At 59.8% G+C, this 26,323-nt stretch carries 22 protein-coding genes, 4 tRNA genes and 1 pseudogene; 11 read left to right on the plus strand and 16 right to left on the minus strand.

The window, feature by feature from the left end:
• Window positions 1-2: 2 nt before the first annotated feature.
• The 6 genes from flgJ to FBY01_RS22960 form a co-directional block, all read right to left on the minus strand.
• Complete coding sequence (gene flgJ / locus FBY01_RS22930) at window positions 3-1,298, minus strand: flagellar assembly peptidoglycan hydrolase FlgJ (protein ID WP_077748611.1); 1,296 nt, start codon at window positions 1,296-1,298, stop codon at window positions 3-5.
• Window positions 1,299-1,309: 11 nt separating this feature from the next.
• Window positions 1,310-2,398: a flagellar basal body P-ring protein FlgI gene (locus tag FBY01_RS22935; protein ID WP_010457013.1), complete on the minus strand. Its 1,089-nt coding sequence runs from the start codon at window positions 2,396-2,398 to the stop codon at window positions 1,310-1,312.
• 27 nt (window positions 2,399-2,425) lie between these two features.
• Window positions 2,426-3,121 (minus strand): flagellar basal body L-ring protein FlgH, encoded by a 696-nt coding sequence (flgH, locus tag FBY01_RS22940; protein ID WP_145309669.1) that lies wholly within the window; start codon window positions 3,119-3,121, stop codon window positions 2,426-2,428.
• Window positions 3,122-3,172: 51 nt separating this feature from the next.
• Entirely contained in the window at window positions 3,173-3,958 is a 786-nt protein-coding gene (gene flgG, locus FBY01_RS22945) for a flagellar basal-body rod protein FlgG (protein WP_010457017.1), read from the minus strand.
• Window positions 3,959-4,003: 45 nt separating this feature from the next.
• A complete protein-coding gene (locus FBY01_RS22950; protein WP_010457018.1) occupies window positions 4,004-4,744 on the minus strand; it encodes a flagellar basal body rod protein FlgF in 741 nt (246 codons plus the stop codon).
• 366 nt (window positions 4,745-5,110) lie between these two features.
• A complete protein-coding gene (locus FBY01_RS22960) occupies window positions 5,111-6,673 on the minus strand; it encodes a sigma-54-dependent phenylalanine hydroxylase transcriptional regulator PhhR (RefSeq protein ID WP_010457020.1) in 1,563 nt (520 codons plus the stop codon).
• Window positions 6,674-7,056: 383 nt separating this feature from the next.
• Here FBY01_RS22960 and phhA point away from each other — a divergent pair, with 383 nt between their 5' ends.
• From phhA to FBY01_RS22975, 3 genes are all read left to right on the plus strand, one after another.
• Window positions 7,057-7,845 carry a phenylalanine 4-monooxygenase gene (phhA, locus tag FBY01_RS22965; RefSeq protein WP_010457022.1) on the plus strand — a complete coding sequence of 263 codons (789 nt, stop codon included), beginning with the start codon at window positions 7,057-7,059 and terminating at the stop codon, window positions 7,843-7,845.
• Window positions 7,846-7,949: 104 nt separating this feature from the next.
• Window positions 7,950-8,306: a 4a-hydroxytetrahydrobiopterin dehydratase gene (locus tag FBY01_RS22970; RefSeq protein WP_010457024.1), complete on the plus strand. Its 357-nt coding sequence runs from the start codon at window positions 7,950-7,952 to the stop codon at window positions 8,304-8,306.
• Window positions 8,306-9,499 carry an amino acid aminotransferase gene (locus FBY01_RS22975; protein ID WP_010457025.1) on the plus strand — a complete coding sequence of 398 codons (1,194 nt, stop codon included), beginning with the start codon at window positions 8,306-8,308 and terminating at the stop codon, window positions 9,497-9,499. The genes FBY01_RS22970 and FBY01_RS22975 overlap by 1 nt, the downstream gene beginning before the upstream one ends.
• Before the next feature lie 245 nt (window positions 9,500-9,744).
• Here the strand turns inward: FBY01_RS22975 and FBY01_RS22985 are convergent, their stop codons facing one another.
• Window positions 9,745-10,734: a LysR family transcriptional regulator gene (locus tag FBY01_RS22985; protein ID WP_010457027.1), complete on the minus strand. Its 990-nt coding sequence runs from the start codon at window positions 10,732-10,734 to the stop codon at window positions 9,745-9,747.
• Window positions 10,735-10,824: 90 nt separating this feature from the next.
• Here FBY01_RS22985 and FBY01_RS22990 point away from each other — a divergent pair, with 90 nt between their 5' ends.
• The 4 genes from FBY01_RS22990 to FBY01_RS23005 all read left to right on the plus strand — a co-directional run bounded on the left by FBY01_RS22990 (window position 10,825) and on the right by FBY01_RS23005 (window position 14,892).
• Window positions 10,825-11,451 (plus strand): alanyl-tRNA editing protein, encoded by a 627-nt coding sequence (locus tag FBY01_RS22990; RefSeq protein ID WP_145309673.1) that lies wholly within the window; start codon window positions 10,825-10,827, stop codon window positions 11,449-11,451.
• Between the two features lie 92 nt (window positions 11,452-11,543).
• On the plus strand, window positions 11,544-12,314 hold the full coding sequence (locus FBY01_RS22995; protein WP_010457032.1) for a 2OG-Fe(II) oxygenase: 771 nt from the start codon (window positions 11,544-11,546) through the stop codon (window positions 12,312-12,314).
• A gap of 1 nt (window position 12,315) precedes the next feature.
• Window positions 12,316-12,954 (plus strand): LysE family translocator, encoded by a 639-nt coding sequence (locus tag FBY01_RS23000; RefSeq protein ID WP_145309675.1) that lies wholly within the window; start codon window positions 12,316-12,318, stop codon window positions 12,952-12,954.
• A 198-nt stretch (window positions 12,955-13,152) separates the two neighbouring features.
• Window positions 13,153-14,892: a dipeptidase gene (locus FBY01_RS23005; RefSeq protein ID WP_145309677.1), complete on the plus strand. Its 1,740-nt coding sequence runs from the start codon at window positions 13,153-13,155 to the stop codon at window positions 14,890-14,892.
• A gap of 146 nt (window positions 14,893-15,038) precedes the next feature.
• Here FBY01_RS23005 and FBY01_RS23010 read toward each other — a convergent pair.
• The 4 genes from FBY01_RS23010 to FBY01_RS23025 form a co-directional block, all read right to left on the minus strand.
• Window positions 15,039-15,114: transfer RNA gene (locus FBY01_RS23010), tRNA-Gly, on the minus strand.
• A 3-nt stretch (window positions 15,115-15,117) separates the two neighbouring features.
• Window positions 15,118-15,193, minus strand: a tRNA-Glu gene (locus tag FBY01_RS23015).
• 105 nt (window positions 15,194-15,298) lie between these two features.
• Window positions 15,299-15,374 (minus strand) — tRNA-Gly (locus tag FBY01_RS23020).
• Between the two features lie 3 nt (window positions 15,375-15,377).
• A tRNA-Glu gene (locus tag FBY01_RS23025) sits at window positions 15,378-15,453 on the minus strand.
• Between the two features lie 378 nt (window positions 15,454-15,831).
• Between FBY01_RS23025 and FBY01_RS23030 the strand changes: the two genes are divergently transcribed.
• Window positions 15,832-16,602, plus strand: coding sequence for a hypothetical protein (locus tag FBY01_RS23030; protein ID WP_010457037.1), 771 nt, complete (start codon window positions 15,832-15,834; stop codon window positions 16,600-16,602).
• A 977-nt stretch (window positions 16,603-17,579) separates the two neighbouring features.
• On the opposite strand, the gene FBY01_RS32290 is transcribed toward FBY01_RS23030, so the two are convergent.
• The 4 genes and pseudogenes from FBY01_RS32290 to FBY01_RS23045 form a co-directional block, all read right to left on the minus strand.
• Window positions 17,580-18,461 carry a methyl-accepting chemotaxis protein gene (locus FBY01_RS32290; protein WP_370655173.1) on the minus strand — a complete coding sequence of 294 codons (882 nt, stop codon included), beginning with the start codon at window positions 18,459-18,461 and terminating at the stop codon, window positions 17,580-17,582.
• Window positions 18,441-19,544: pseudogene (locus FBY01_RS32295) on the minus strand (HAMP domain-containing protein); the annotation flags it as partial. The gene FBY01_RS32290 and the pseudogene FBY01_RS32295, both read right to left, overlap by 21 nt.
• A gap of 108 nt (window positions 19,545-19,652) precedes the next feature.
• A complete protein-coding gene (locus FBY01_RS23040; RefSeq protein ID WP_083375960.1) occupies window positions 19,653-21,044 on the minus strand; it encodes a PLP-dependent aminotransferase family protein in 1,392 nt (463 codons plus the stop codon).
• Window positions 21,045-21,230: 186 nt separating this feature from the next.
• Window positions 21,231-21,992, minus strand: coding sequence for an SDR family oxidoreductase (locus FBY01_RS23045; protein WP_077749218.1), 762 nt, complete (start codon window positions 21,990-21,992; stop codon window positions 21,231-21,233).
• Between the two features lie 236 nt (window positions 21,993-22,228).
• On the opposite strand from FBY01_RS23045, the gene FBY01_RS23050 reads away from it, so the two are divergent.
• A complete protein-coding gene (locus FBY01_RS23050; protein WP_010457045.1) occupies window positions 22,229-23,233 on the plus strand; it encodes an NADP-dependent oxidoreductase in 1,005 nt (334 codons plus the stop codon).
• Window positions 23,234-23,311: 78 nt separating this feature from the next.
• Here FBY01_RS23050 and pyrF read toward each other — a convergent pair whose 3' ends face one another.
• Window positions 23,312-24,010: an orotidine-5'-phosphate decarboxylase gene (pyrF, locus tag FBY01_RS23055; protein ID WP_167362277.1), complete on the minus strand. Its 699-nt coding sequence runs from the start codon at window positions 24,008-24,010 to the stop codon at window positions 23,312-23,314.
• Between the two features lie 293 nt (window positions 24,011-24,303).
• Between pyrF and FBY01_RS23060 the strand changes: the two genes are divergently transcribed.
• Both FBY01_RS23060 and FBY01_RS23065 read left to right on the plus strand, forming a co-directional pair.
• Window positions 24,304-25,062, plus strand: coding sequence for a response regulator (locus FBY01_RS23060; RefSeq protein ID WP_077749216.1), 759 nt, complete (start codon window positions 24,304-24,306; stop codon window positions 25,060-25,062).
• Window positions 25,062-26,111 (plus strand): HAMP domain-containing sensor histidine kinase, encoded by a 1,050-nt coding sequence (locus FBY01_RS23065; protein ID WP_145309682.1) that lies wholly within the window; start codon window positions 25,062-25,064, stop codon window positions 26,109-26,111. Before FBY01_RS23060 ends, FBY01_RS23065 begins: the two co-directional genes overlap by 1 nt.
• Window positions 26,112-26,323: the final 212 nt, after the last annotated feature.

The following is a 26,323-nucleotide window of genomic DNA, read 5'->3' on the forward strand; positions in this document are numbered from 1 at the left end:
GCCTATAGAGGCGTAGTAGAAGCGCCCGCCGCAGCGTAGTTTTGGTAACTCGTCATCTGCTTGGCTATCTGCGAAATCTTGCTTGCGTAGGCCGGGTCTGTCGCATACCCGGCTTTCTGCAGCTCGCGTACAAACTGTTCTGGGTTATCGGCAGACTTCAGAACATCTTGATAGCGATTATTGGTTTGCAGCAAAGTCACCAGGTCATGGAAGCTGTCTTTGTACGAATCGTAGGAGCGGAACTCTGCCGTCTCCTTGACCATCTCGCCATTCCTGAATTCGCTGGTGATCGCTCGCGCCGATTCCCCCTTCCAACTGCTGCTGGCCTTGATGCCAAACAGGTTGTGACTGCTGCTGCCATCCTGGGCACGCATGACCGATTTACCCCAACCGGTTTCCAGGGCCGCCTGGGCCACCAGGTAACGCGGATCGACGCCGATACGGTCGGCGGCTTCCTTGGCCATCGGCAGCATGGTGTTGACGAATTCGTCGGCGGAACTGAAGGCTTTCTTCGGTGGCGCCAGCGGAATCTGCGCCATCGCACGGCCGTAAACCTGCAGACGTCCGCTCGACTTGTTATCGGTTGGCGAGGGCAGCCAGTCGCCATTGAACAGCGGGCCGGCACCGGTCACGACCGGAGTCGCGGCGCGCTCAGGCAGCAAGGCTTTGTTCGGGGTTGTAGCGGCAGTCGTTGCCGAAGGCACCAGGCCGGCGAGCAAGCGATCGGCCAGTTTCGGCGGCAAGGCCAGACGGCGCTGATTGATCAGCGCCATGTCATTGTGATGCGTGCCCTCGCCTGTTGGCGCTTTCACCGAACGCGAGGCCCACAACGGACGCTGACCATTGAGCCGCGACAGCGGACCGTCGGTGGCCGCGGTGCCTGCGGCAACCGGTGTCGGCACGGCCGCTTTCGCCGCTTCCTGCTTGGCGGCGGACGCGGCTGCAGCCTCGCCCGGCGCCAGCGGTTTGTTCTTCGACATCTGGCGCATCAGCACGTCCGCCAGACCGATACCGCCGCCCTCGCGGGACATGGAAACGGCCAACTGCTGGTCGTACATTTCCTGGTATTGCTTGGCCGCTGGCGTGTTGAGCGGATTGTCCTTGCCCAGCGCATCGGTGGCCGAGCGCATCGACTTGAGCATTTCACCGAGGAACAGCGACTCGAATTCCTGCGCCACTTTGCGCATGTTCGCATCACTGTCCTTGTCGCCGACCTTGAGCTGGTTCAAACGATTCAAGTCCGAATAGGAGCCCGAATCGTTGCTGCTGACACCCAGGCCGCCCTTGCGCATATCCATGGTCGCTGTCCTCAGATCACAATCAGGTCGGCTTGCAACGCGCCAGCCTGTTTCAATGCTTCGAGGATCGCCATCAAGTCACCCGGTGCCGCGCCGACCTGGTTCACCGCACGCACAATTTCGTCGAGGGTGGTGCCCGGGCCGAACTTGAACATTGGCTTGGCTTCTTGCTGAGCGTTGACCCGCGAGCGCGGCACGACGGCGGTCTGGCCATTGGACAGAGGGCCGGGCTGGCTGACAATCGGGTCTTCGGTGATGGTCACTGTCAGGCTGCCGTGAGTCACGGCGGCCGGTGAAACCTTGACGTTCTGGCCGATCACGATGGTGCCGGTGCGCGAGTTGATGATGACTTTCGCCACCGCCTGACCCGGATCGACTTCAAGGTTTTCGATGATCGACAGATAGTCGACGCGTTGACTTGGATCGAGCGGCGCGCTGACCCGAATCGAACCGCCGTCGATGGCCTGGGCAACGCCAGGGCCGAGCATGTCGTTGATCTTGTCGACGATGCGCTTGGCGGTGGTGAAGTCCGAACGGTTGAGGTTCAGGGTCAGGCTGTTGCCCTGGTTGAAACCGCTCGGCACCGAACGCTCCACCGATGCACCGCCCGGGATACGACCGGCCGACGGAACGTTGACGGTGATCTTCGAACCGTCGCGGCCTTCGGCATCAAAACCGCCGACCACCAGGTTGCCTTGGGCGATTGCGTAGACGTTGCCATCGATACCTTTGAGGGGTGTCAGCAGCAAGGTGCCGCCGCGCAGGCTCTTGGAGTTACCGATGGACGAAACGGTGATATCGACCTGCTGACCCGGCTTGGCGAACGCCGGCAAATCAGCACTGATCGACACGGCGGCGACGTTCTTCAACTGCACGTTGCCCGAACCCGGCGGCACCTTGATGCCGAACTGCGAGAGCATGTTGTTGAAGGTCTGCAGAGTGAACGGGGTTTGCGTCGTCTGGTCGCCGGTGCCGTTAAGCCCGACCACCAGGCCGTAGCCGATCAATTGGTTGGAACGAACGCCGGAAATACTGGCGATATCCTTCAGCCGCTCGGCTTGCGCGTTGAACGCAGCCGAGAGCATCAGGGCAGCCACCATCAGGTGTTTAAGATTCAACGTGGCCACCTAGAAAGGGAACAGCGGGCTGAGGAAGAAACGGTCGAACCAGCCTGGCTGACTCGCATCGGCAAACGCACCGGTGCCCGAGTAGGTGATGCGTGCATCGGCGACGCGGGTCGACGACACGGTGTTGTCGGTGGCGATGTCATCGGCGCGCACCATGCCGGCAATCCGCACCAGCTCATCGCCGGTATTGAGCGTCAGCCATTTCTCGCCGCGCACGGCGATGATGCCGTTGGGCAGCACGTCGGCGACGGTCACGGTGATCGAGCCGGTCAGGCTGTTGCTCTGCCCGGATTTGCTGTCGCCCTTGGTCGCGCGATCACCTTCGTAGCCAACGTCCAGGCTCAGGCTACCGCTGCCCACAGGGTCGCTGGTGCTCAGGCCACCGCCAAAGAACGAGCTCAGACCGATCCCGGTCTTGCTGTTCTTGCCGATTTGCGAGTTGGCGTTCTTGCTGGCCTGGGTCCGTTCGTTCAGGGTGATGGTGATGATGTCACCGACCCGGAACGCCTTGCGGTCGCTGTACAGGTTCTGTTCAAAGCCGGCCTGATAGATCGAGCCGTTATTGGCGGCAGCCGGCAACGGCGTGCGCGGCAACACCGGGGCGTAGTAAGGGTCATTGGGCTTGGGTGGCGGAGCGACGCAGCCCGCGAGCACGACGACCCCACTCAGTGCCAGAACAGATACAAAGCGATTCATGACCCTACCTCACGGTGTTGCAGACGACCTCATGGCCGCCTCATAGACTGATTACAGATTCTGCGTTACGAACGAGAGCATCTGGTCGGCGGTGGAGATCACCTTGGAGTTCATCTCGTAAGCGCGCTGAGTGGTGATCATGTTGACCATCTCTTCAACGGTGCTGACGTTGGACGTTTCCAGGGTGTTCTGCAGCGTGGTACCGAAACCGTTCAGGCCCGGGGTGCCGACTTGCGGCGCGCCGCTGGCAGCGGTTTCCAGGAACAGGTTGTTACCCACGGCTTGCAGGCCGGCCGGGTTGATGAAATCGGCGGTTTGCAGGTTGCCGATCACCTGGCTGGCCGGGTTACCCGGAACGGTGACCGACACGGTGCCGTCGCGACCGACCGTGAAGGTCTGCGCGTCGTTTGGAATGACGATGGCCGGTTCCAGGGCGAAGCCGCTGGCATTGACGATCTGGCCGTTGGAATCGAGGTGGAACGTGCCGTCACGGGTGTAGGACGTGGTGCCGTCCGGCTGCAGAATCTGGAAGAAACCGCGACCATCGACGGCCAGGTCCAGCGGCTGCTCAGTGGTTTGCAGGCTGCCGGCGGTGAAGTTTTTCTGGGTGCCGACGATGCGCACACCGGTACCCACTTGCAGACCCGACGGCAGTTCGCTGTCCTGGGTCGACTGGGCGCCTGGCTGGCGCTTGATCTGATAGAGCAAGTCCTGGAACTCGGCACGGTCACGTTTGAAACCCGTGGTCGACACGTTGGCCAGGTTGTTGGAAATGGTCGTCAGGTTGGTGTCCTGGGCGGACAGACCTGTTTTGGCAACCCATAGAGCCGGAAGCATTCGATTCTCCTCGTGCGCCTGTTTTACGGCGCGACGTTCTGATAATTAGCTGATCTGCAAGACCCGAGCCATGGCCTGGTCATCGTCTTTGGCGGTGTTCATCATCTTGATGTGCAGCTCGAACTGCTTCGACAAAGCCAGTACCGAGGTCATTTCTTCCACGGCGTTGACGTTGCTCGACTCAAGGAACCCGGACACCAGTTTGACGCCTGCATCGGCTTGCGCCGGCTTGCCGTCCTTGGTGTGGATCGAACCATCCAGGCCTTTGGTCATGTTCTTCAGGTCAGGGTTGACCAGCTTGATACGGTCGACTTCAGCCATCACACGCGGGCCTTCGCCCATCGCACGGATGCTGATGGTGCCGTCTTCGCCCACTTCGATCTGCTGCTCGGGCGGCACGGCGATCGGTCCGCCATTGCCCATCACCGGCATACCGTTGCCGGCACGCAGCACGCCCAGGGCGTCCACGTTCAGGCTGCCGGTGCGCACGTAGCTTTCAGCGCCATCGGGGGTCTGCACGGCGATCCAGCCGTTGCCTTGCACCGCAACGTCGAGGTCGCGACCGGTTTCAACCAGCGAACCTGGTGAGAAGTCGGTGGCCGGACGCTCGGTCATGGCAAACGCACGCGCCGGAAAGCTGTCACCAAACACCGGCATCGAACGGGCCTGTTCCAGGTCCTTCTGAAAACCGTTGGTAGAGATGTTTGCCAGGTTGTTGGCATGAGCCTTCTGCGCCAGTGCATTCTGGCTGGCGCCGGTCATTGCCACATAAAGGTACTTGTCCACACTCTTTCCTCTGCATGCCGGACGTTTGCCGCCCACCGCTGTACTGTTGAGCGATAAGCAATTTACAGACCAACTTTTTTCTGGCGGTGCGAGGCCCGGCAAACAAAGGACTTGAGGGGTTTTGCGGGGATTGGGGAAATGTATCGGAGACGAAAAACCGGCGGTGTTATGCCGGTTGGTGGCAAGTGCTGGCCTTTGCAGCCAACAGGATCCCCTGCGGCGAGGGAGCTTGCTCCCGCTGGGCTGCGAAGCAGCCCCAAAAAGATTGGCCGAGCGTGACAGTCAGATCATGCCGGATGGTCTTACGGCCGCTTCGCGCTCCAGCGGGAGCAAGCTCCCTCGCCACAAAGTTGTCATTGCTTCAGCTTAAGCGTCGGGGTCTTTGCCGACTTCATACTCACGCAACTTGTTGGCAATGGTTGTATGCGAAACCCCCAACCGCTTGCCCAACTGCCGACTGCTCGGATGCTCGGAATACAACCGCTCCAGCACCGCTTTCTCAAAGCGCCCGACGATCGCATCCAGCCCGCCTTCGAGGGAGAAATCGCCAAGCGGCTGACGCACGCCGTAATCCGGCAAGCGAATGTGCTCGGCCTTCACGGTCCCGCCTTCGCACAACGAAACCGCCTGGAACAACACGTTTTCCAATTGCCGGACATTGCCCGGCCAATGGTAATGACTGAGCCGCTCCATCGCCGCTGGCGCCAGCTTCGGCAGCGGGCAACCGATCTGACGACTGGCCTGGTCGAGGAAGTGCTCCACCAACGGCGTCAAACCATCGAGGCATTCACGCAGCGGCGGAATGTGCAGTGAGAGCACGTTCAAGCGGTGATACAAATCCTGGCGAAACTCGCCCCGCGCGCATAACTCGGACAAGTCCACCTGCGTCGCGCAGATCACCCGCACATCCAGATAGACCTCTTCATCACTGCCCACACGACGGAAGCAACCGTCCTGCAAGAAGCGCAGCAATTTCACCTGCAAGCGTGGGCTCATTTCCCCGACGCCATCGAGAAACAACGTACCGCCCGCCGTCAGCTCCAGCAGCCCAAGCTTGCCTTCGGCACGCGCGCCTTCGAAGGCGCCGGGGCCGTAACCGAACAGCTCGGTCTCCGCCATCGATTCCGGCAGGCCGGCGCAGTTGAGTGCCATCAAGGGTGACTGGCCGCGTGGGCTGGCGAGGTGGCAGGCGCGGGCCAGCAATTCTTTACCCGTGCCGGTTTCGCCTTCTATCAATAGCGGTGCATCCAGTGGCGCCATGCGCCGCGCTTCGCGGACCACCGCGGCCATGACTTTCGAGCTTTGGAAGATGCTGTCGAACCCGCGCAGTTCCTGCTTGCGCACGTTGTAGATGCGCTCCCCCACCCGATCAGCGCGGTGCAGCGTCAGGACTGCACCGGCCATGGCTTCGCTGTCGTCATGCTCGGATTGCAGCGGCGCGATGTCGGCGAGGAACACATCGCCCTTGACCTTGACCCGCAGCCCGTTGATCCGCGACTTGTTGGCACGCACCAGTTCCGGCAAATCAAAATCCTCGGCGTAACGCGACAGCGGAATCCCCGGCACCTCATCCACCCGCACCCCGAGCAACTGCGCCGCCGCCCGGTTAGCCGCCACGATGGAGCCGCCCATGTCGATCGACAACACCGGAAACTCCAGGGCGCCGAGCAAGGCATTGAGCTCCATGTGCCGACGCTCGCTGGGCATCAGCCCTACACGCTTGACGCCAAATACCCCGGCAATCGACTCGAATTTCGGACGCAACGCCTGGAACTGAATATTGATCAGGTTCGGGCAGTGCAGGTAGATCGCATTGCCATGCTCACCGCCGACCTCGCCGCGAGCGACGTTGATTCCGTACTCGACCAACAAGTTGAGAATGTCGCGCAGGATGCCGATGCGGTTCTGGCAGTGGACTTTGATACGCATATAAAGGCCCAAGAAAAACGGTCAATAGGTTGGATGCCTGAGGTACAACCCTGTGGCAGCGAGCCTGCTCGCGAATGCATCGGTGCATTCGGCATTGATGTGTCAGGCAGAACGCTTTCGCGAGCAGGCTCTCTCCCACAGGGTATTTTTTTGCTGGCACGCTCAGATAGCCGTCAAGATTATGTGACAGGCGCAACGCTTTTCAAACCCGAAAAACTCAATACCTGCGCCACTGCGATCCATTCGTAACGAAATCTTTACGAAAACTGAAGAGATTTCCTACGCAGGGCACGATTCACCTACTGCAACGCGGCACGCCTTGGAGTATTTCTAAGTCCATAGCAGCACATAACAAGAATGAAATCCCCTAGCAGGAGAGCAGCATGAAGCAGACGCAGTACGTGGCTCGCGAGCCCGATGCGCAAGGTTTTATCGACTACCCCGCTGAAGAACATGCGGTGTGGAACACGCTGATTACTCGCCAACTGAAAGTGATCGAGGGGCGTGCGTGCCAGGAATACCTGGACGGTATCGAAAAACTCGGTCTGCCCCACGACCGCATTCCGCAACTCGGTGAAATCAACAAAGTCCTCGGTGAAACCACCGGTTGGCAAGTAGCCCGAGTGCCGGCGCTGATCCCCTTCCAGACCTTTTTCGAATTGCTGGCCAACAAGCAGTTTCCGGTGGCGACCTTTATTCGGACCCGCGAAGAGCTGGATTACCTGCAAGAGCCGGATATTTTCCACGAGATCTTCGGCCACTGTCCGCTGCTGACCAACCCTTGGTTCGCGGAATTCACCCACACCTACGGCAAGCTTGGCCTACAGGCCACCAAGGAAGAACGCGTGTACCTCGCGCGTCTCTACTGGATGACCATCGAGTTCGGCCTGGTCGATACACCAGAAGGCCTGCGCATTTACGGCGGAGGCATTCTCTCCTCGCCGAAAGAAACCGTTTACTGCCTGTCGGACGAACCTGAGCATCAGGCCTTCGATCCGCTGGAATGCATGCGCACGCCTTACCGCATCGACATCCTGCAGCCGCTGTACTTTGTCCTGCCGAACCTCAAGCGTCTGTTTGATGTGGCTCATGAAGACATCATGGCCATGGTCAAGCAAGGCATGCAGCTCGGTTTGCACGCGCCTAAATTTCCACCCAAAAAAGCCGCGTGATCCGCAGCTTTTAGAATCAAGTGAGCCTGTCAGGACACGACGCTTTGCTATAGCGTGGTGAAACTGACGGCCGATTTCCAATCATTCGATTTCAGGAACCCATCATGTCCACATTGAATCAAGCCCATTGCGAAGCCTGCCGCGCCGATGCCCCTCAGGTCAGCGACGAAGAATTGCCGATCCTGATCAAGCAGATCCCGGACTGGAACATCGAAGTGCGCGACAGCGTGATGCAACTGGAAAAAGTGTTCCTGTTCAAGAATTTCAAGCACGCCCTTGCATTCACCAACGCAGTCGGTGAAATCTCCGAGGCCGAAGGCCACCACCCTGGCCTGCTCACCGAGTGGGGCAAAGTCACCGTGACCTGGTGGAGCCACTCCATCAAGGGTCTGCACCGCAACGACTTCATCATGGCCGCGCGCACTGACGAAGTGGCCAAGAACGCCGAGGGCCGCAAATAATGCATTTCGACGCCATCGGTCGAGTACCCGGCGACCCGATTCTCGGCTTGATGGAAGCCTATGCGCAGGACCCGAACCCGCGCAAATTCGACCTTGGCGTGGGCGTCTATAAAGATGCCCAGGGCCTGACGCCGATTCCCCAGTCCGTGAAGCTTGCCGAGCAGCGCCTGGTGGATCGCCAGACCACCAAAACCTACATCGGTGGTCACGGCGAACCGGCGTTCGGCAAGGCGATCAGCGAGCTGGTACTTGGCGCCGACTCCCCATTGATCGCCGAACAACGGGCCGGCGCCACCCAGACACCGGGCGGCACCGGCGCGCTGCGCCTGAGCGCCGACTTCATCGCCCAGTGCCTGCCGGGCCGTGGCGTGTGGCTGAGCAACCCGACCTGGCCGATCCACGAAACCATCTTCGCGGCGGCCGGGGTCAAGGTCAGTCATTACCCCTACGTCGGCAGCGACAACCGCCTCGACGTTGAAGCCATGCTGGCAGTGCTCAAAGACGCGCCGAAGGGCGATGTGGTGTTGCTGCACGCCTGCTGCCACAACCCGACCGGTTTCGATCTGTCCCATGACGATTGGCGCCGCGTGCTGGACGTGGTGCGCAGCCGCGATCTGCTGCCGTTGATTGACTTCGCCTACCAAGGCTTCGGCGATGGCCTGGAACAGGATGCGTGGTCGACCCGGCTGTTCGCGGCCGAGTTGCCGGAGGTGCTGATCACCAGTTCCTGCTCGAAAAACTTCGGGCTGTACCGCGATCGCACGGGTGCGCTGATTGTCTGTGCGAAAACCGCTGAGAAGCTGGTGGATATCCGCAGCCAACTGGCAAACATCGCCCGCAATCTGTGGTCGACGCCGCCGGATCATGGTGCTGCCGTGGTCGCGACGATTCTTGGCGATCCCGAGTTGAAAAGCCTCTGGGCCGACGAAGTGGAAGCCATGCGTTTGCGCATCGCCCAATTGCGCAGCGGCCTGATGGAAGCGCTTGAACCCCATGGTTTGCGTGAGCGTTTTGCGCATATCGGTGTGCAACGCGGGATGTTTTCCTACACCGGCTTGTCGCCGGAGCAAGTGAAACAGCTTCGTGATCATCACAGCGTGTACATGGTCGGCACCGGCCGTGCGAACGTGGCCGGGATCGATGCAACCCGCCTTGATCTGCTGGCCGAGGCCATCGCCGAAGTCTGCAAGTAACCTCAAGCCCTGCACATTCCCACCTGTGGGAGCGGCGGTGCGGCGATCCGACTTGCTCGCGAAAGCGGTGTGTCAGGCGACATAGATGTCGACTGAGACTCCCTCTTCGCGAGCAGGCTCGTTCTCACATTTGTTTTGCTGACCCTTCCAACGAACCAATCGCTGAAGTTGCTCCCGGCCGCGTCAGCGGCGAGAGGGTTGCAACCTCACCAGAGTGGGAGCAAGCCTGCTCGCGAAGGGGCCAGTCAGAGCAGTCCATCACTCTCGGGCAACTCATACTCCGCCGCAACCTTCCCAGCCCTCCCCGGCTTGCTCAGGGTCGGCTCCTTCTCCAGACACTCCACCAGATAATCAATAAGCACCCGCAATTTCGGCGGCAAATAGCGCGTCGGCGAATGCAGCAACCAGGCGCCGCCATGGTAGGACGCGAGGAAGGTCCAGTCCGGCAGCACCTGCACAATCAACCCTTGCTCCAGCGCATAACGCGCCGTGAAATACGGCAGACTGCCAATCCCGATGTGCTGCAACACCGCCCCCAGCCGCACGCCTGTGTGATTCGCCGCATACCGACCGCGCACACCGACCGTCACAGCCTTGCTGCCTTTTTTGAATTTCCAGCGCGCATCGCTCGGGGTTTCACCCAGGTAGATACAGCTGTGGTTGAGCAAGTCGTGGGGGTGCGTCGGCGTGCCATGTTCGGCGAGGTATTGCGGTGTGGCGCAGAGCAAATGGTCGATGGTGAGCAATTGCCGCCCGACCAACCCTGCGGGCGGTCGATCGGTAATCCGAATCGCCAGATCAACGTTGTCGTCGATCAGATCCACCTGCCTATCCTCAAGCAACAACTCCACATCCACTTTGGGATAACGGCGCAGAAATTCCGGCATATGCGGGTGAATCACAAATCGACCGACCGCCTTGGGCACGCTGACCCGAACCAGCCCTTCCGCCTCATGGGTGAACTGCCCGCTGATTTCCATCACGGACTTGGCCGCACTGACCATTTCCTGGCAACGCTTGAACACCTCTTCGCCACCGTCGCTCAAGCGCAGCTTGCGCGTGGTTCGCTGCAGCAGACGCGTGGCCAACGCTTTTTCCAGACGCGAAATACTGCGACTCACCGCCGAGGGTGAAGAACCCATTTGACGAGCCGCTTCGGAAAAGCTACCGGTCTCGACAACCTTGACGAAAATCGCCATTTCACCCAGTAACGGCAGTGGAAGATTTATGCTCACAGCGCAACAGTCCTTTGATGTTTGAACGGATTATCACGCAATTCCACGATTCATATAATAAAAAGAGAAACTTTAATGAGGACATGGAATATGACGCTTCGCCTCTTTTTCCATAGTGATGACCTCAAGGCCAATGTGGAAGTCCTGGATTGCACGCCCCAGGAAAACGAGTTTGCGGTGCTGCTGCGCGCCACGTTGTTTCACCCCCAGGGTGGCGGCCAGCCTTTCGATACCGGCTGGATCGGCGAAAGCCAGGTGCTGCGCGTGGTCCAGGACCCGGACCGAATCATTCATTTTGTCGACCGGCCAATAAAACCCGGCATGACCCAGATCAGGATTGACGAGCAACGCCGCCGCTTCAATTCGCGCATGCATTCGGCCGGCCACCTGATCGGCCATTTTGTCCAGGCACTGGGCTGGATGCCGGTCAAGGCTCATCACTGGCCGGGCGAAGGACGCGTGCAATTCAAACCGCTGGAGTCGGCAAAAGAGGTGGATGCCGAGATGATTCAGCACGGCATCGAGCAATGGGTCGCCCATGACCTGCCGCGCCTGACATCGATGCGCGAAGGCGCCCGGGAAATTGGTTTCGGTGAGCTGCCCGCCTACGGCTGCGGCGGCACCCATGTACGTAGCCTGAAGGATTTGGGCACGGTCACGATCGCTTCCCTTTCACTGAAAAAGGGAATGCTGTCAGTCCACTACAGCGTGGATTGAGCTTTCGGCGATGTCGTCCCCGGCATCGCCCGACGCCCGGGGGAGCCCGCATTCGCGGGTTCTGTTGACTATCTAATAGATGGACCTAAGACATGATGCTTGACGTCGAGCGTCTCGATGAGACGTGCATAAAAAAACTGGCCAATGAAGAAGTCCTCGCCATCCGCGTCAAAGGCCTGCTGCCCCAGCCGCTGGCGATTCAGATTGGCGACAAGATCCTCGCCCCGGGTTTCGAAGGCTATATCAATGCGCCGAGCATCGGTCGCATCGGCATGGCGTTTTATGAGGCGGAAAACCAGCCGCTGCTGATCGAAGATTATTTCGAGCATGCCTCGCGCAACATCGCGGAATTACGCAAACGTTGCGCGCCCTACTCGTCCCCGGTCGACACCTTGCGCTGCATGCTCGATGAGTCCTGGCCGGCGGGTGCGCACCTGGAAAATCTCTACGGCCGCAAGATGTATGTCGGGCTGTCCCGCGTGGTGAAACCAGGGGTGTGCTTCCTGGCCCATCACGACATTTTCGCCAAGGATGCCCCCGACAGTTACCAGGCCAGAAGCCTGGAAGCGCAGTTCGCCTGCAACGTCTACCTGAACATGCCCTCCGAGGGTGGCGCCTTGCAGATGTGGGACCACGATATTTCTCCGGATCAATTCGACGAGATGCGTGGCGACAGCTACGGCATCGACCCGGCCTTGCTCGGCACGCCGGCCCTGGAGATTCGTCCTGAGCCGGGTGATTTCATCATGTTCAATTCGCGCTGCATGCACTCGGTAACACCCGGCGTGGCGGATCCGCGATTGAGCCTTTCGTTCTTTGTCGGCTATCGCGGCAATGCTTCACCCCTTACTTTCTGGAGTTGAAATGCTTTCGAATTACCTGGGCGAGTTCCTTGCGCTGGCGACTATTCACTTTCTGGCTGTGGTCGCACCTGGACCGGACTTCGCTGTCACCATCCGTCAAAGTGTGCGTTTCGGCCGGTTGGTCGGGATCTGCACGGCCCTGGGCATCGGTGCGGGGATTTCCGTGCACGTGCTCTACACCCTGCTCGGGGTCGGCGCGTTGATGCATACGACGCCCTGGTTACTGACGGTGGCCAAGGTGGTGGGCGGCGTTTACATTTTGTACCTCGGTGTCAGCCTGCTACGCAGTAAACCCAAATCCGCGCTTGAGGGGGACAAAGTCGCCAACGAGCCCGTCGTCGAACAAACACTGGTGAAGGCGTTCACCACCGGCTTTTTGACCAACGCGACCAACCCCAAGGCAACGCTGTTTTTCCTGGCAATTTTCACCACGCTCATCAGCGCTACGACACCCTTGAAGATCCAGGCGCTGTATGGGGCCTGGATGTGTTTTGTGAACGCGCTGTGGTTCGTGATCGTCGCGCTGTTCTTTTCCAGCGCCCGGGTGCGATTGCTGTTCATGCGCATGGGGCATTGGTTCGAACGCACCATGGGGGTGATTCTGATCCTGTTCGCCGGGCGTTTGATTCTCTCGATGTAAGAGCGCCTCAAACGCAAAAGGCCCGCTCAGTCTGACTGACGGGCCTTTTTCGTTTCTGCGCCGCTTTTGCATTTCTGTGCGACAGATCCCACATCAGGGACTCCCGTAACACTCCGTTACAGTGTTAGCTTGGAACCGTTTCTGTCTCATCGATCAGAAACTTCTCACTCCACTGCCTGCAAAGGAATGCCAACAGCAATGAATTTCTCACTCAAGCACCTGGCTGCGTCAACCCTGATACTGGCCAGCCTTTCGTCGTTCACCCTGACAGCGCAGGCCAACATCACCCCGCAACAGAGTGCGGCGATCCTCAAGACGTTCAGTGACACCTCCGTAACGGATTTCAGGCAATTCCTGGGAGGCCTGGCCAAGAACGACCTCGGCAAAACCGACAATCTCGGCTCCGCCATCAGCGCCTTCCTCGACAACAAGACCCTCACTCCAGACCAGCAGAACGAAATCCATCGCCTGCTTGGTCTCTACGCACGGGTGAAATACGGTGCTGCCGCCACCGAAACCCTGCGCGAGCTGGTGGCTATCCCGACCTTCCGCGTCGAGGGCGTTGATCAACACGACAATCCCGAATTCATCAAGATCGCCGACAAGATCAAGGGCCTCGCCCAGGCGTTCAACCTGAACTTCCGCAACATTGACAACCGCGTCTATGAAATATCCCTTGAGGGCAGCGGCGACGAAGTCGTGGGCATTCATGCGCATGCCGATGTGGTGCCCGTAACGCCGGAGAACTGGGTTCTGAAAGACGGCACCAAACTTGATCCGTTCAAGGTCACCCTGATCGGCGACCGCATGTATGGCCGGGGCACCGAAGATGACAAGAACGGTATCGTGGTAGCGCTTTATGCGATGAAGGTCATCAAGGAAGAGAAGCTGCCGCTGGCGCGCAATTTCAAGCTGCTGGTCGATACCACCGAAGAAACCACCGGCGACGCCATCCCTTATTACTTCGAACACAACCCGACACCCAACTACAACCTGGCGCTGGATGGCGGCTACCCGGTAGTGATTGCGGAGAAAGGCTACGGCACCGTGATGGCGAACTTTGCCAAACGCAAGGCTGAGGGCAAGGGCGCCGAGATCATCTCGATGACCGGTGGCATGGCCACCAACCAGATCCCGTCGACATCGGTCGTCACCCTTTTGAGTGAGAAGCCCGTCGAGTTGGCCGCCAGCCTGCAGAAGGCCGGCGCCGAATATGCCAAAAGCAATGGCGGCAACTTCGACGTCACTGCCAAAGTTGATGGCAAGGATGTCAAATTGACGGTCACCGGCGTTTCCGCCCACTCCTCCGAACCCGAATCCGGCATCAACCCGGTGTCGAGAATGCTGGGCTTCATCAATAGCCTCGACGGCAAGGTTGCGCTCAAGCACAACCACATCACCGACGCCGCCCGCTACGCTGCCGACAACTGGGGGCTGGATTACCTGGGAGGCAAATTGGGGGTCGGTTTTTCCGATGCTTTCATGGGACCGCTGACCGCATCCCTTACCTATGTCGGGATGGACGATAAAGCCTTCAAGCTCGCGGTCAACCTGCGCGTGCCGAAGGGCAAGTCGCCGGAAACGCTCAAGACTGAAATCGCCGATAAGCTTGATGCCTGGAGCAAGAAAACCCACGTCGCGGTGGCCTTCGACTACTCGATCGCCGAGCCGATGTACCGCAACCCTGAAGGTGAATGGGTCAAGGCCTTGCTCGCCGTGTCCAGCGAAAACCTGGGCATGGAACACAAGTACGGCACCTCTGCGGGCGCCACTTCGGTCCATGAACTGCCCAATGGCGTGCAATTCGGCCTGGCCAGGCCCGAGGTCAAGTACACCGGCCACACCGACAACGAGTTCAAGACGGTCGACCAGTTCCTGCTGGACCTGCAGATCGTGACGGAAATGATGGGGCGGATCGGGCAGTTGCCGAAACTCTGATCGCCTTTTCGGACCCGCTGTTGTGGCGGGTCCGACGCGTTGATCATCTTGATGCCGGCACCGACAAAAAAGGACCGTCGGTCCTTTTTATAAATGACACACAAACAAAAACGCCGCTCATTGCTGAGCGGCGTTTTTGTTGAATATGGAGCGGGAAACGAGACTCGAACTCGCGACCCCGACCTTGGCAAGGTCGTGCTCTACCAACTGAGCTATTCCCGCAAATGGCGTCCCCTAGGGGACTCGAACCCCTGTTACCGCCGTGAAAGGGCGGTGTCCTAGGCCACTAGACGAAGGGGACACGCTAACTGAAACACATGGTGTGTATTTCAGTGCCCAAATCCGCATCCGAAGATGTCGGCTCTGGCTTCACTCAGCCCTGCCCGAAAGCAACGCTGCTTAAAATTGGAGCGGGAAACGAGACTCGAACTCGCGACCCCGACCTTGGCAAGGTCGTGCTCTACCAACTGAGCTATTCCCGCATATGGCGTCCCCTAGGGGACTCGAACCCCTGTTACCGCCGTGAAAGGGCGGTGTCCTAGGCCACTAGACGAAGGGGACACACGTACAACATTCACTCCCTACCGCGTTTCGCTGTGTGCTTTACGCTGTAAGTGGCGCGCATTCTATGGATGGATTGAGGGGTCGTCAACCCCCAGATATAAATTTATTTAAATCAATGACTTCGCCCCGCTTTCAGCCGGGATTCCGGCTTTTGCGCCTGCTGACCTTTGGCGACTATATTCTGATAACCACCAAGACGTTATAGTCCGTCGCTGAAGATGATGGCAATCTGAACCACGATTGCCAGTATTTATATAAGTCGAACCCCGGCCGATATAAAGATAGCCACAACCGATTCAACTCGTCGAGCGGTCCTATGCGCCCAAATGCCAAGCCACTACACTCGATCGCGAACCCTATAAAGAGGTCTTACCGGTGACACCACTCATGATCACCCTGCTAGTCGTAGCCGGGATCGCACTATTGATCGCCATTGGCTACATGAACCATGTGGTGGAAAACAACAAGCTGGAAAAGGCCCGTACCAAGGTTGAACTCAACGACCGCCTGCGTCGCTGCGGCGAAATCACCGAGACCTTCCCCGGTCAGCTGATGACACCTGGCCTCAAGCTGCTGCTGACCCGCCTGGAACTCAATGTCTGCAAGCGTTTGCTCAACCTGGAAAAAACCAGTTCCAACCTCAGGGCCCGGATTACCGAACTCGAAGCCCTGGTCGCGCAAGGCGAATCGATCCCGGTCAACAACCCGCCGGCACCGATCCAGACCGAAGCCAAGGCCAAGGACGTGCGTTTCCTGCTCGAAGCCCTGCACGGCCAAATCACCCGCGCCGCACAGGATGGCTTCCTGCCGACCAACGAAGCCAAGCGCTGGATCCGCGAAGTGCGCCACATTCTGGTCCTGCTGCACATCGAGTTCTTCAATAACCTGGGCCAGCAATGCCTGCAACAAAACCAGCCAGGCCAGGCCCGCCTCGCCTTCGAGCGCGGTGTGCAATACCTGCGTAAACAGCAGGAACCACAGATCTACGCCGAACAGCTCGAATACCTGGAAAAACTCCTGGCGCGGGCCAACGCCATGGTGATGGACAACATCGCGGCCGTTGAAAGCGAGACCAACCAGTTGAACGCCGGCCTCAAAGAAGTTGAAGCGGATGCGGACTGGAAGAAAAAAGTGATCTACGACTGATCGGAAGAATCAAGGAAGCCACCGCGAGGTGGCTTTTTTTTTGGACGGGGTTTGGCGGGTGAGTACTGCCGGTCAAGATGGGTTGGCGGCGAGGCCCTCATCGCTGGCAGGCCAGCTCCCACAGGGTCAGGTGTTCACCTGCAAGTCATTGGTCGGCTGTCAGGCCGCCTTCGCGGGCAAGCCTCGCTCCTACAAGGGGTTCGCTGTAAACGCTTCGCTCTTCACCACTCATCAGGCCGAGCGTTAGCTCTCCTGCAGCTTGGCCGTCATCGCTGGCAGGCCAGCTCCTACAGGGTTAGGTGTTCACCTGCAAGTCATTGGTCGGCTTTCAGGCCGCCTTCGCGGGCAAGCCTCGCTCCTACAAGCGGTTCGCTGTACACGCTTCGCTCTTCACCACTCATCAGGCCGAGCGTTAGCTCGCCTGCAGCTTGGCCGTCATCGCTGGCAAGCCAGTTCCTACAGGGTTAGGTGTTCACCTGCAAGTCATTGGTCGGCTGTCAGGCTGCCTTCGCGGGCAAGCCTCGCTCCTACAAGAGTTCGGCGTACAGCTTTTGATTTTCACCACTCATCAGGCCGAGCGTTAGCTCGCCTGCAGCTCTTGATCTTGATCTACCCGCCCCTTTCGGGAGGCTGAGTGGAGGTGTTCATCCGGGGAGTGGCGCGCAGCGCCGTTCGACGCAGTCGAACACGCTGCATGTAGGTCGTCGCGAAGCAGACCGGAGGGCAGTGTCCCCGGATGGATACCGGAGCGAAGGAACGCCGAGCCTTGGCGAGGGGCCGGACGCTTGGGGCGAGACTTTTTGGTTCCTTTTGTGGCGTTTGACAAAAGGGACTCGCCGTAAGGGCGAAACCGCCAGCCGCCGTTACCGCAGAAATGGATATGTACCCGGTCAACCACAACATGGTCGGCCCGAAGGCCGCCATCGCGAGCAGGCTCACTCCCACATTAGATCTGTGCACATACGCAGGGAGAAAAATCAGAGCCGGAAGTGTCCGACCATCCCCTTCAACTCAACCCCCAACTGCGCCAATTCAATGCTCGACGCCGCATTCCCCCGCATCGCCAACGAAGACTGATCCGCACTCGCACGAATACTCGTCACACTGCGATTAATCTCCTCGGCCACCGAACTCTGCTCCTCGGCGGCCGCCGCAATCTGCTGGTTCATCTGCTGAATCAACGACACCGCCGCCGCAATACTTCCCAGCGCACTCTCAGTCTGCAACGCGTCACTCACCGCCAGCTTCACCAGCTCACCACTGTTCTGAATCTGCTGCACCGACGACTGCGCCGCCGAACGCAAGGCGCTCACCAGACGCTCAATCTCCTCGGTCGATTGCTGAGTGCGCTTGGCCAACGCCCGAACCTCATCCGCCACAACCGCAAACCCCCTGCCCTGCTCGCCGGCCCGTGCTGCCTCGATCGCCGCATTGAGCGCCAACAGGTTGGTTTGCTCGGCGACACTCTTGATCACACTGAGCACCGTGCCGATGTTCTGGATTTCTGCACTCAGGCTTTCGATGCTCGAACTGGCCGACGTCGCCGAATCCGCCAGCTGCTCGATCCGCGCCATGCTTTGACGCACCACCTGCTGGCCACTTTCCACCTTACCGTCCGCCGTTTGCGCAGCCTGAGCGGCTTCCTCCGCGTTACGCGCCACATCGTGCACCGTCGCCGTCATCTGATTCATCGCCGTGGCGACCTGCTCGGTTTCTTCCTTCTGGCTGCTGACCTCCAGGTTGGTCTGCTCGGTCACCGCCGACAAGGATTGCGCCGAACTCGCCAACTGCTCGATACCGGCCTGCAAACCGCTGACGATGGTGCTCAGCCCCGCCCCCATCTGTTGCATGGCCTGCATCAACTGGCCGATTTCGTCACGGCGCGTCACTTCAACCGTCGCACTCAAATCACCCGCGGCGATCTGCTGCGCAACACGAATCACACTGCGCAGCGGCGCCACGATCAATCGGGTAATGACCCACGCCGCGATCAACCCGACCAGCAACGCCAGGGCCGAGGAGCCGATGATCAGCATCGAGTTCTTTTTCAATTCGGCCTGCATCGACTGGTCTTCGGCGACATACGCCTGATCGACCCGCTCCACCACCTGCGCAGCACGCTGGTGCAGTTGCTCATAGACGGTTTTTTCCTGGGCTAACAGACCGGTGTATTCGGTCAGTTTCTCGCTGAAACTGGTGATGTGACCCGCCACTTCATTGAGGACAGTCTGATAGCCCTCATCCTTGACTGTGGTTTTCAACTGCTCGGCCTGAACCTGCGCCTGATCGGCCTGCTCGATCTTGCCCTGAGCTGCGCTGTCATCGCCCTTGCGGCTCTGATCCAGACGCACACGCGCTTCGTTCATGGCCTGCAGCATCAACCGCGACACCTGGCTGACCTGATTGGCTTGCTCGATGAACTGCCCACCGTCCTTGCCTTCGGACTCCTTCAAGGTATAGGCGCCATCGTCGGCAAGCCCGGCTTGCAGGACATCCAGATTATTGGCCACGCTGGACACCGACCAACTGGCCATTTCCAGGGCCAGGTCCTTGGCCTGACTCAGCGAGACGAATTCGTCGAAGGCCTTGCGATAAGCCGCCAGGGACTGCTCGACGTCATTCATCACTGGCACGTTGGCCGCTGAAGCAGCCTTGAGCTGCGCCGCCAAGGCGATCAGGCCATCAACCCCCTGGCGCAGGGCATCCGCGGTTTTCGGGTTGCCGTGCAAGGCGTATTCCTGCTCAAGCAGTCGCACCTTGAGCAAACCGCTGTTGAGCGACGACATCTGCTTGAGCCCGTCGAAGCGCTGACTGATGGTTTGCAGGGACCAAACGCCGATGGCTGCCACCAGGGCCGTCAACAGCAGCACCAAGACAAACCCGACACCCATTTTTTTTGCCATACCGAGGTTGGCAAAACGTCCTTGCACGGCCGAAATCATTGCACTTAGTCCCCTGACATAGTCTGTTGACGCAGATTCGCAATGGGCATGGGCCAGCACAAGTCTCTGGCGTCGGAATAATGGCAAAAAGCTACGTCCACGTCGTTTTCAGAACGCTTTAGGTCGATTCGCAGCGGTCGCCTGAAAAAAAGCCCGGGCACGAGGATCGCAGGCATAAGCAACGTTGATGCGCTGCCAATCTTTCGCCTGGCCGTCAGGACTGAAGGCCGTGGCAGAAGACAGCAGCACACCGCAGCGCCGGGCCTGTTTGCGCACCTGAGCGTAGTCGGACATCCGCGATCGCGCCCAGATAAACAGGCCACCAGCCGGCTTGCCGAAAACCTCCCACTCGGCGTCTTCGAGCACTTGCAAGGCCGCCTCTCTGTCCGTATTCAAACGCTGGCGCTGACGCTGTACCAGTTTGCGGTACGCGCCGCTGGCCAACAGGCAAGTCAGCACCGACTCGCAGAACCTTGAGGCGCCCATGCTGCTGATCATCTTGACCTCAGCCAATCGCGATATGACCCCTTCGCTGGCCACGACAAAGCCGACCCGCAATGAACTGCTGAGGGTTTTCGAGTAACTGCCAACGTAGATCACGTTGTCATCCCCCCCCAATGCAGCGAGGCGCGTGCCGGGGCCGTAGTGCAAATCGGCATAGACGTCATCTTCAATCACCAGCACGCCATGGGTCTTGGTCAATTGCAAAACCTGCTGCGCCATCGCAGGCGTCAGGCAACTGCCCGTCGGGTTGTGGTAGAAACTGTTGATGAATAGCGCGCGGGGCCGGTGCTTTAACAATAGTAATTGCAGTTGCTCCGTGTCGGGCCCGCGCGGGGTACGAGGCACCTCGATCATCGTCACGCCGTGCAGCCTGAGCAGGTCAAACAACAGTGGATACCCCGGACTTTCCACCACCACGCAATCTCCCGGCTTGAGCAAGGTGCGCACGATCAGGTCGAGCCCCTGACTGGCACCTGCGGTGGTCAGGATACGGTTTTCATCCACTTCGATACCGAGCCGTCCAAGGCGTTTGAGAATTTGCAGACGCAAGGCAGGCAGGCCTCGGGAAGTGCTGTAGTTGAACAACCCGGCCATGTCGGTACGGCTGACCTGACGAATCGCGTAGCTCAGGTCGTCAGTCTCGCGCCAGCTCTCCGGCAACCCGCCACAGCCCAGCTTAAGTTCGCCCGAGCAGCCGCCCTGTTTCAGTTCCGCCCCTTCGAACCAGAGGCAATCCTGTTGCCCCTGGGCGACCAGCGTTGGCGTGGCGACAATGAAACCGGCGCCATGACGCGGCGCCAGCACACCTTGAGTCACCAGCCGCTCACAGGCTTCGACGACGCTGGACTGACTGAGCAGATTGACCCGCGCGATGTGCCGCGCAGAAGGTAAACGTGTCCCTGGCTGCACCTCGCTCTGACGGAGCCAGACGGCCAACCCATCGACGATTTGCTGTACGACCGGCACCAATGCCTGTCGATCGATTCTCAATTCCATGAGCAAGCAAACTCCTGTCCATTTGCGGGGAGCAGTTAATCACAGGTGCGCAGGATCGGATGTGCGACAACGCCGCCAAAAGCCTCGGTTCTAACCATTTGAAACACATTGTCCGCCGCCCTTCGCGACACCATGAAAAAGCCCGCACGTGTGCGGGCCTTTTCCTACGAGGCAGGTCTTGATGGGTCAGAACGCTGTGACACCACCGTCCACTGCCAGCGAGTGACCGGTGGTGAACGCCGCGCCGTCGCTGCACAGATACAGCACGGCACTGGCGATTTCCTCGACCTTGCCGATGCGGCCGACCGGGTGCATGGCGTTGGCGAACTCGCCCTTCTTCGGGTCCGCTTCATAGGCGCGACGGAACATGTCGGTGTCGATCACCGCCGGGCATACCGCGTTTACGCGAATCTTTTTCTTGGCGTATTCGATCGCCGCCGACTTGGTCAGGCCGATCACCGCGTGTTTCGACGCCGCGTAAATGCTCATCTTCGGCGCCGCACCAAGGCCCGCCACCGAAGCGGTGTTGACGATCGCGCCGCCGCCCTGGGCCAGCAGCAACGGCAACTGGTACTTCATGCACAGCCAGACGCCTTTGACGTTGACGCCCATGATCGCGTCGAACTCATCAAGGGTGCCTTCAGCCAGTTTGCCTTTCTCGATCTCGATGCCGGCATTGTTGAAGGCGTAGTCCAGACGGCCGTAGGTATTCACCACTTCGTCCATCAGATTTTTTACATCGCTTTCCAGCGTGACGTTGCAGCGCACGAAGGTCGCTTCGCCGCCCGCTGTACGAATCAGCGCCACAGTGCCTTCGCCCCCGGCCGTGTCCATGTCGGCCACCACCACTTTCAACCCTTCAGCGGCGAATGCCTGGGCGGTCGCGCGGCCAATACCGTTGGCAGCGCCGGTCACCACGGCGACCTGGCCGGAAAACGTCATGCTCATTGTTATGCCCTCAAAGAGAAGAATGCGGGGGATCGTGTGTTTCCAGTCTAGCCACAGGGGCATGGGACACGGCAGCACTATCAGAAGCCCGGTTGAGTGACCATGAGTGGCAGTGATAGAACTGCGGCACCGACTATCACTGCACTGGATCGACGTGCATTCGCCGCATCAGCCAAACTTGCGGCATCGATCATGAAGGTCTATCAACAAGGCTTCATTCATCTTGAGTGCCTGTCATGACTACCCAGACCAATCGCCAGTTCCTGCTCGCCAAACGTCCGGTGGGCGCGGCTACCCGCGAGACCTTTACCTATCAAGAAGTGCCAGTCGGTGAACCGGCTGCGGGTCAGATCCTGGTCAAAAACGAATACCTGTCCCTGGACCCGGCCATGCGTGGCTGGATGAACGAGGGCAAGTCCTACATTCCGCCGGTCGGTATCGGCGAAGTCATGCGCGCATTGGGTGTAGGCAAAGTCGTTGCCTCGAACAATCCTGGTTTTGCGGTCGGGGACTACGTCAACGGAGCCTTGGGCGTACAGGATTATTTCCTCGGCGAGCCACGAGGTTTCTACAAAGTCGATCCGAAACTGGCACCGCTGCCCCGTTACCTGTCCGCGCTGGGCATGACCGGGATGACCGCCTACTTCGCGTTGCTTGATGTCGGCGCACCGAAGGAAGGTGACACCGTGGTGCTCTCCGGCGCGGCCGGTGCGGTGGGCAGCATTGCCGGGCAGATCGCCAAGATCAAAGGCTGCCGCGTGATCGGCATCGCGGGCGGCGCGGACAAGTGCAAATTCCTGATCGACGAACTGGGGTTTGACGGCGTCATCGACTACAAGAACGAAGACGTGCATGCCGGCCTTAAGCGTGAATGTCCAAAAGGTGTCGACGTGTATTTCGATAACGTCGGCGGCGATATTCTCGACGCGGTGCTGGGTCGCCTGGCCATGAAAGCGCGCGTGGTGATTTGTGGCGCCATCAGCCAGTACAACAACAAGGAAGCGGTCAAGGGCCCGGCCAACTACCTGTCGTTGCTGGTCAACCGCGCGCGAATGGAAGGCTTCGTGGTGATGGACTACGCTGCTCAGTTCGCCGCCGCCGGGCAGGAAATGGCCGGCTGGATGGCCAAGGGGCAGCTCAAGAGCAAGGAAGACATTGTTGAAGGACTGGAGACCTTCCCGGAGACGCTGATGAAATTGTTCAGCGGCGAGAATTTCGGGAAGTTGGTGTTGAAGGTTTAGCCCAACAGTTGAATTCACCCCAAAACCAATGTGGGAGTGAGCCTGCTCACTCCCACATTTTTGATCTTCGGTGTTTGATCAGGCGATTTCGGCTACAACTTCGGCCAACGCCTTCGCTGGATCTGCCGCCTGGCTGATCGGACGGCCAATGACCAGGTAATCGGAACCGGCATCCAGCGCCTGACGCGGGGTCAGGATACGGCGCTGATCGTCCTGGGCGCTGCCCGCCGGGCGAATCCCTGGGGTCACCAGTTGCAGCGTCGGGTGCGCCGATTTCAGGGCACGGGCTTCCAGGGCCGAGCACACCAGACCGTCCATTCCGGCTTTTTCTGCCAGTGCCGCCAGACGCAGCACCTGTTCCTGCGGCTCGATGTCCAGGCCGATACCCGCCAGATCCTCACGTTCCATGCTGGTCAGCACGGTCACGCCGATCAACAGCGGTTTGGGGCCGGTACGCTGATCCAGCACTTCACGGCAGGCGGCCATCATGCGCAGACCGCCGGAGCAATGAACGTTGACCATCCACACGCCCATTTCCGCCGCGGCTTTAACCGCCATCGCGGTGGTGTTCGGGATGTCGTGGAACTTGAGGTCCAGGAACACTTCAAAGCCCTTGTCACGCAAGGTGCCGACGATTTCCGAGGCGCAGCTGGTGAACAGCTCCTTACCGACTTTGACCCGGCACAGTTTAGGGTCCAACTGGTCGGCCAGCTTCAGTGCGGCGTCACGGGTGGGGAAATCCAGGGCGACGATGATAGGAGTCTGGCAGACGGACATGTGCGGGCTCTCAGGCAGGACGAAATCGGCGCGCATTGTAGCGGAACCAGCGCCACTGCGGGACCCGATGATCGGTAAATCGTCCCGAAGACTCCAGCAAGACTAGTCCCTGCGCCGATTGTGTCGAGTTCGATACACACACGACACGCCCACTACACCCTTCCTCGCTACCCTCGGCAGCCGCAACACGTCCTTACAGCACTTCCCGCCTCCGGGCCGGACGCCTATGCTGGAACCACAACCTCGCAGCCCATCTTTGTGGTTGGCAGCCTACCTGGCAGATGAACGCACGCATGCACAGCACCCCAGCACCTCTGAACGACGATCAAAAAGCACCCGCTGACGACAAACGCTGGAGCATTCGCGCCCTGATCGTCGACGATGACGTCCCGATCCGCGAACTGATGATCGACTACCTGGCCCGGTTCAACATTCACGCCAGCGGCGTCACCGATGGCGCTGCCATGCGCCTGGCGTTGCAAGCGGAGCATTTCGACGTGGTGGTGCTCGACCTGATGCTGCCCGGTGAAGACGGGTTGTCCCTGTGCCGCTGGCTGCGCGCCGAATCGGACATTCCGATCCTGATGCTCACCGCACGCTGCGAACCCACCGACCGGATCATCGGCCTGGAACTGGGCGCCGACGACTACATGGCCAAGCCCTTCGAACCAAGGGAACTGGTCGCGCGGATTCAGACCATTCTGCGTCGAGTGCGCGACGATCGCACCGAACAGCGTGCGAATATTCGCTTCGACAACTGGCGCCTGAACAGCGTGCTGCGGCAATTGATCGCCGCCGACGGTCTGGTGGTGCCGCTGTCCAACGCCGAATTCCGCCTGCTCTGGGTGTTCATTGAGCGTCCGCGCCGGGTGCTCAGCCGTGAACAACTGCTGGACGCTGCCCGTGGTCGTTCCATCGAGGCGTTTGATCGCAGCATCGACTTGCTGGTCTCGCGCCTGCGCCAGAAGCTCGGTGATGACCCGAAAGCCCCGCAGTTGATCAAGACCGTTCGCGGTGAGGGTTATCTGTTCGACGCACGAGACATCGGCTGATGCGGGCGCGCTTCGATACGCTGTTCGGCCGCCTGTTTGGCGTGCTGCTGCTGGCGATCATCCTGGCGCACCTGTTGGCGTTTGCCTGGTTTCACCATTACGGTCCTCCCCCGCCTCCACCGCCGCCGGGATTTTCCGAAGGCATGGGCGGACAGCGCCCGCCGATGGACCCGCGCTTCGAAAACCGGCCACCGCGGCCGTGGTTCGGCGGCCCCTTGGTGCCGCTGACGTTCCAGTTTGTCACGCTGATCATTGCCGCCTGGTACGGCGCCAAACTGCTCAGCCGGCCGATCCAGCGGCTGAGCGATGCCGCCGAACGCTTGAGCGAAAACCTCGACAGCTCGCCGCTGGATGAATCCGGCCCACGGGAAGCTCGACAAGCGGCCTACACCTTCAATTTGATGCAGAAACGCATTATCGAACAGGTGCAGCAGCGCTCACGGATGCTCGGCGCGGTGTCCCACGACCTGCGCACGCCGCTCTCTCGCCTCAAGCTGCGGCTGGAGCAGATCGAAGACCACAAGCTGCAGGGCCAGATGCGCCAGGACTTGGACGACATGATCAGCATGCTCGATGCCACCCTCACCTATTTGCACGAGCAGCGCACCAGCGAAGCCGGGCAATGGATGGACGTGCAGGCGCTGGTGGAGTCCTTGAGCGAAAACGCCCAGGACCAGGGGGCAGATGTCCAGGCCAGCGGCCACTGCGCGCCGCTGCAAGTGCAGCCGATGGCGTTGCGCTCGTGCATCAATAATCTGCTGGACAACGCCCTGCGCTATGCCGGGCACGCGCGGATCACGCTCGAAGACAACCGTGAGCAACTGGTGATCCGCGTCATCGACCACGGCCCGGGTATTGCGGCGGACAAACGTGAAGCGGTGTTCGAGCCGTTCTTTCGGCTGGAAGGTTCGCGTAATCGCAATTCGGGCGGCGTCGGGCTCGGTATGACCATCGCTCGCGAGGCGGCGGAACGACTGGGTGGGCAGTTGAGCCTGGAAGAAACACCCGGCGGCGGTCTCACCGCCGTCATACGCCTGCCCCGCGCCTGAACCACACACCAATTCCTGCAGGAGTGAGCCTGCTCGCGAAGCGGTCGATCATTCAACATTGATGTCGACTGACCCGCCGCTTTCGCGAGCAGGCTCACGCCTACATGATCCGAGCCTGGCCTGAGACTTGTGTGTACCAATCGGTACAAACCTCACACACCCACGACACCTTGCCCCTTGACGCTGCATAAGCCGGTGCACCCACCGGTTTT

The organism is Pseudomonas sp. SJZ077 (assembly GCF_007993905.1).
Taxonomy (GTDB): Bacteria; Pseudomonadota; Gammaproteobacteria; order Pseudomonadales; family Pseudomonadaceae; genus Aquipseudomonas; species Aquipseudomonas mandelii.

Bases quoted from the DNA above. Each gene is read 5' to 3' on its own strand.
- flgJ (WP_077748611.1), bottom strand. From the start codon at position 1,298: ATGGATATGCGCAAGGGCGGCCTGGGTGTCAGCAGCAACGATTCGGGC.
- FBY01_RS22935 (WP_010457013.1), bottom strand. From the start codon at position 2,398: ATGGTGGCTGCCCTGATGCTCTCGGCTGCGTTCAACGCGCAAGCCGAG.
- flgH (WP_145309669.1), bottom strand. From the start codon at position 3,121: ATGAATCGCTTTGTATCTGTTCTGGCACTGAGTGGGGTCGTCGTGCTC.
- flgG (WP_010457017.1), bottom strand. From the start codon at position 3,958: ATGCTTCCGGCTCTATGGGTTGCCAAAACAGGTCTGTCCGCCCAGGAC.
- FBY01_RS22960 (WP_010457020.1), bottom strand. From the start codon at position 6,673: ATGCGTATCAAAGTCCACTGCCAGAACCGCATCGGCATCCTGCGCGAC.
- phhA (WP_010457022.1), top strand. From the start codon at position 7,057: ATGAAGCAGACGCAGTACGTGGCTCGCGAGCCCGATGCGCAAGGTTTT.
- FBY01_RS22970 (WP_010457024.1), top strand. From the start codon at position 7,950: ATGTCCACATTGAATCAAGCCCATTGCGAAGCCTGCCGCGCCGATGCC.
- FBY01_RS22975 (WP_010457025.1), top strand. From the start codon at position 8,306: ATGCATTTCGACGCCATCGGTCGAGTACCCGGCGACCCGATTCTCGGC.
- FBY01_RS22990 (WP_145309673.1), top strand. From the start codon at position 10,825: ATGACGCTTCGCCTCTTTTTCCATAGTGATGACCTCAAGGCCAATGTG.
- FBY01_RS22995 (WP_010457032.1), top strand. From the start codon at position 11,544: ATGATGCTTGACGTCGAGCGTCTCGATGAGACGTGCATAAAAAAACTG.
- FBY01_RS23000 (WP_145309675.1), top strand. From the start codon at position 12,316: ATGCTTTCGAATTACCTGGGCGAGTTCCTTGCGCTGGCGACTATTCAC.
- FBY01_RS23005 (WP_145309677.1), top strand. From the start codon at position 13,153: ATGAATTTCTCACTCAAGCACCTGGCTGCGTCAACCCTGATACTGGCC.
- FBY01_RS32290 (WP_370655173.1), bottom strand. From the start codon at position 18,461: ATGCAGGCCATGCAACAGATGGGGGCGGGGCTGAGCACCATCGTCAGC.
- FBY01_RS23040 (WP_083375960.1), bottom strand. From the start codon at position 21,044: ATGGAATTGAGAATCGATCGACAGGCATTGGTGCCGGTCGTACAGCAA.
- FBY01_RS23045 (WP_077749218.1), bottom strand. From the start codon at position 21,992: ATGAGCATGACGTTTTCCGGCCAGGTCGCCGTGGTGACCGGCGCTGCC.
- FBY01_RS23050 (WP_010457045.1), top strand. From the start codon at position 22,229: ATGACTACCCAGACCAATCGCCAGTTCCTGCTCGCCAAACGTCCGGTG.
- pyrF (WP_167362277.1), bottom strand. From the start codon at position 24,010: ATGTCCGTCTGCCAGACTCCTATCATCGTCGCCCTGGATTTCCCCACC.
- FBY01_RS23060 (WP_077749216.1), top strand. From the start codon at position 24,304: ATGCACAGCACCCCAGCACCTCTGAACGACGATCAAAAAGCACCCGCT.
- FBY01_RS23065 (WP_145309682.1), top strand. From the start codon at position 25,062: ATGCGGGCGCGCTTCGATACGCTGTTCGGCCGCCTGTTTGGCGTGCTG.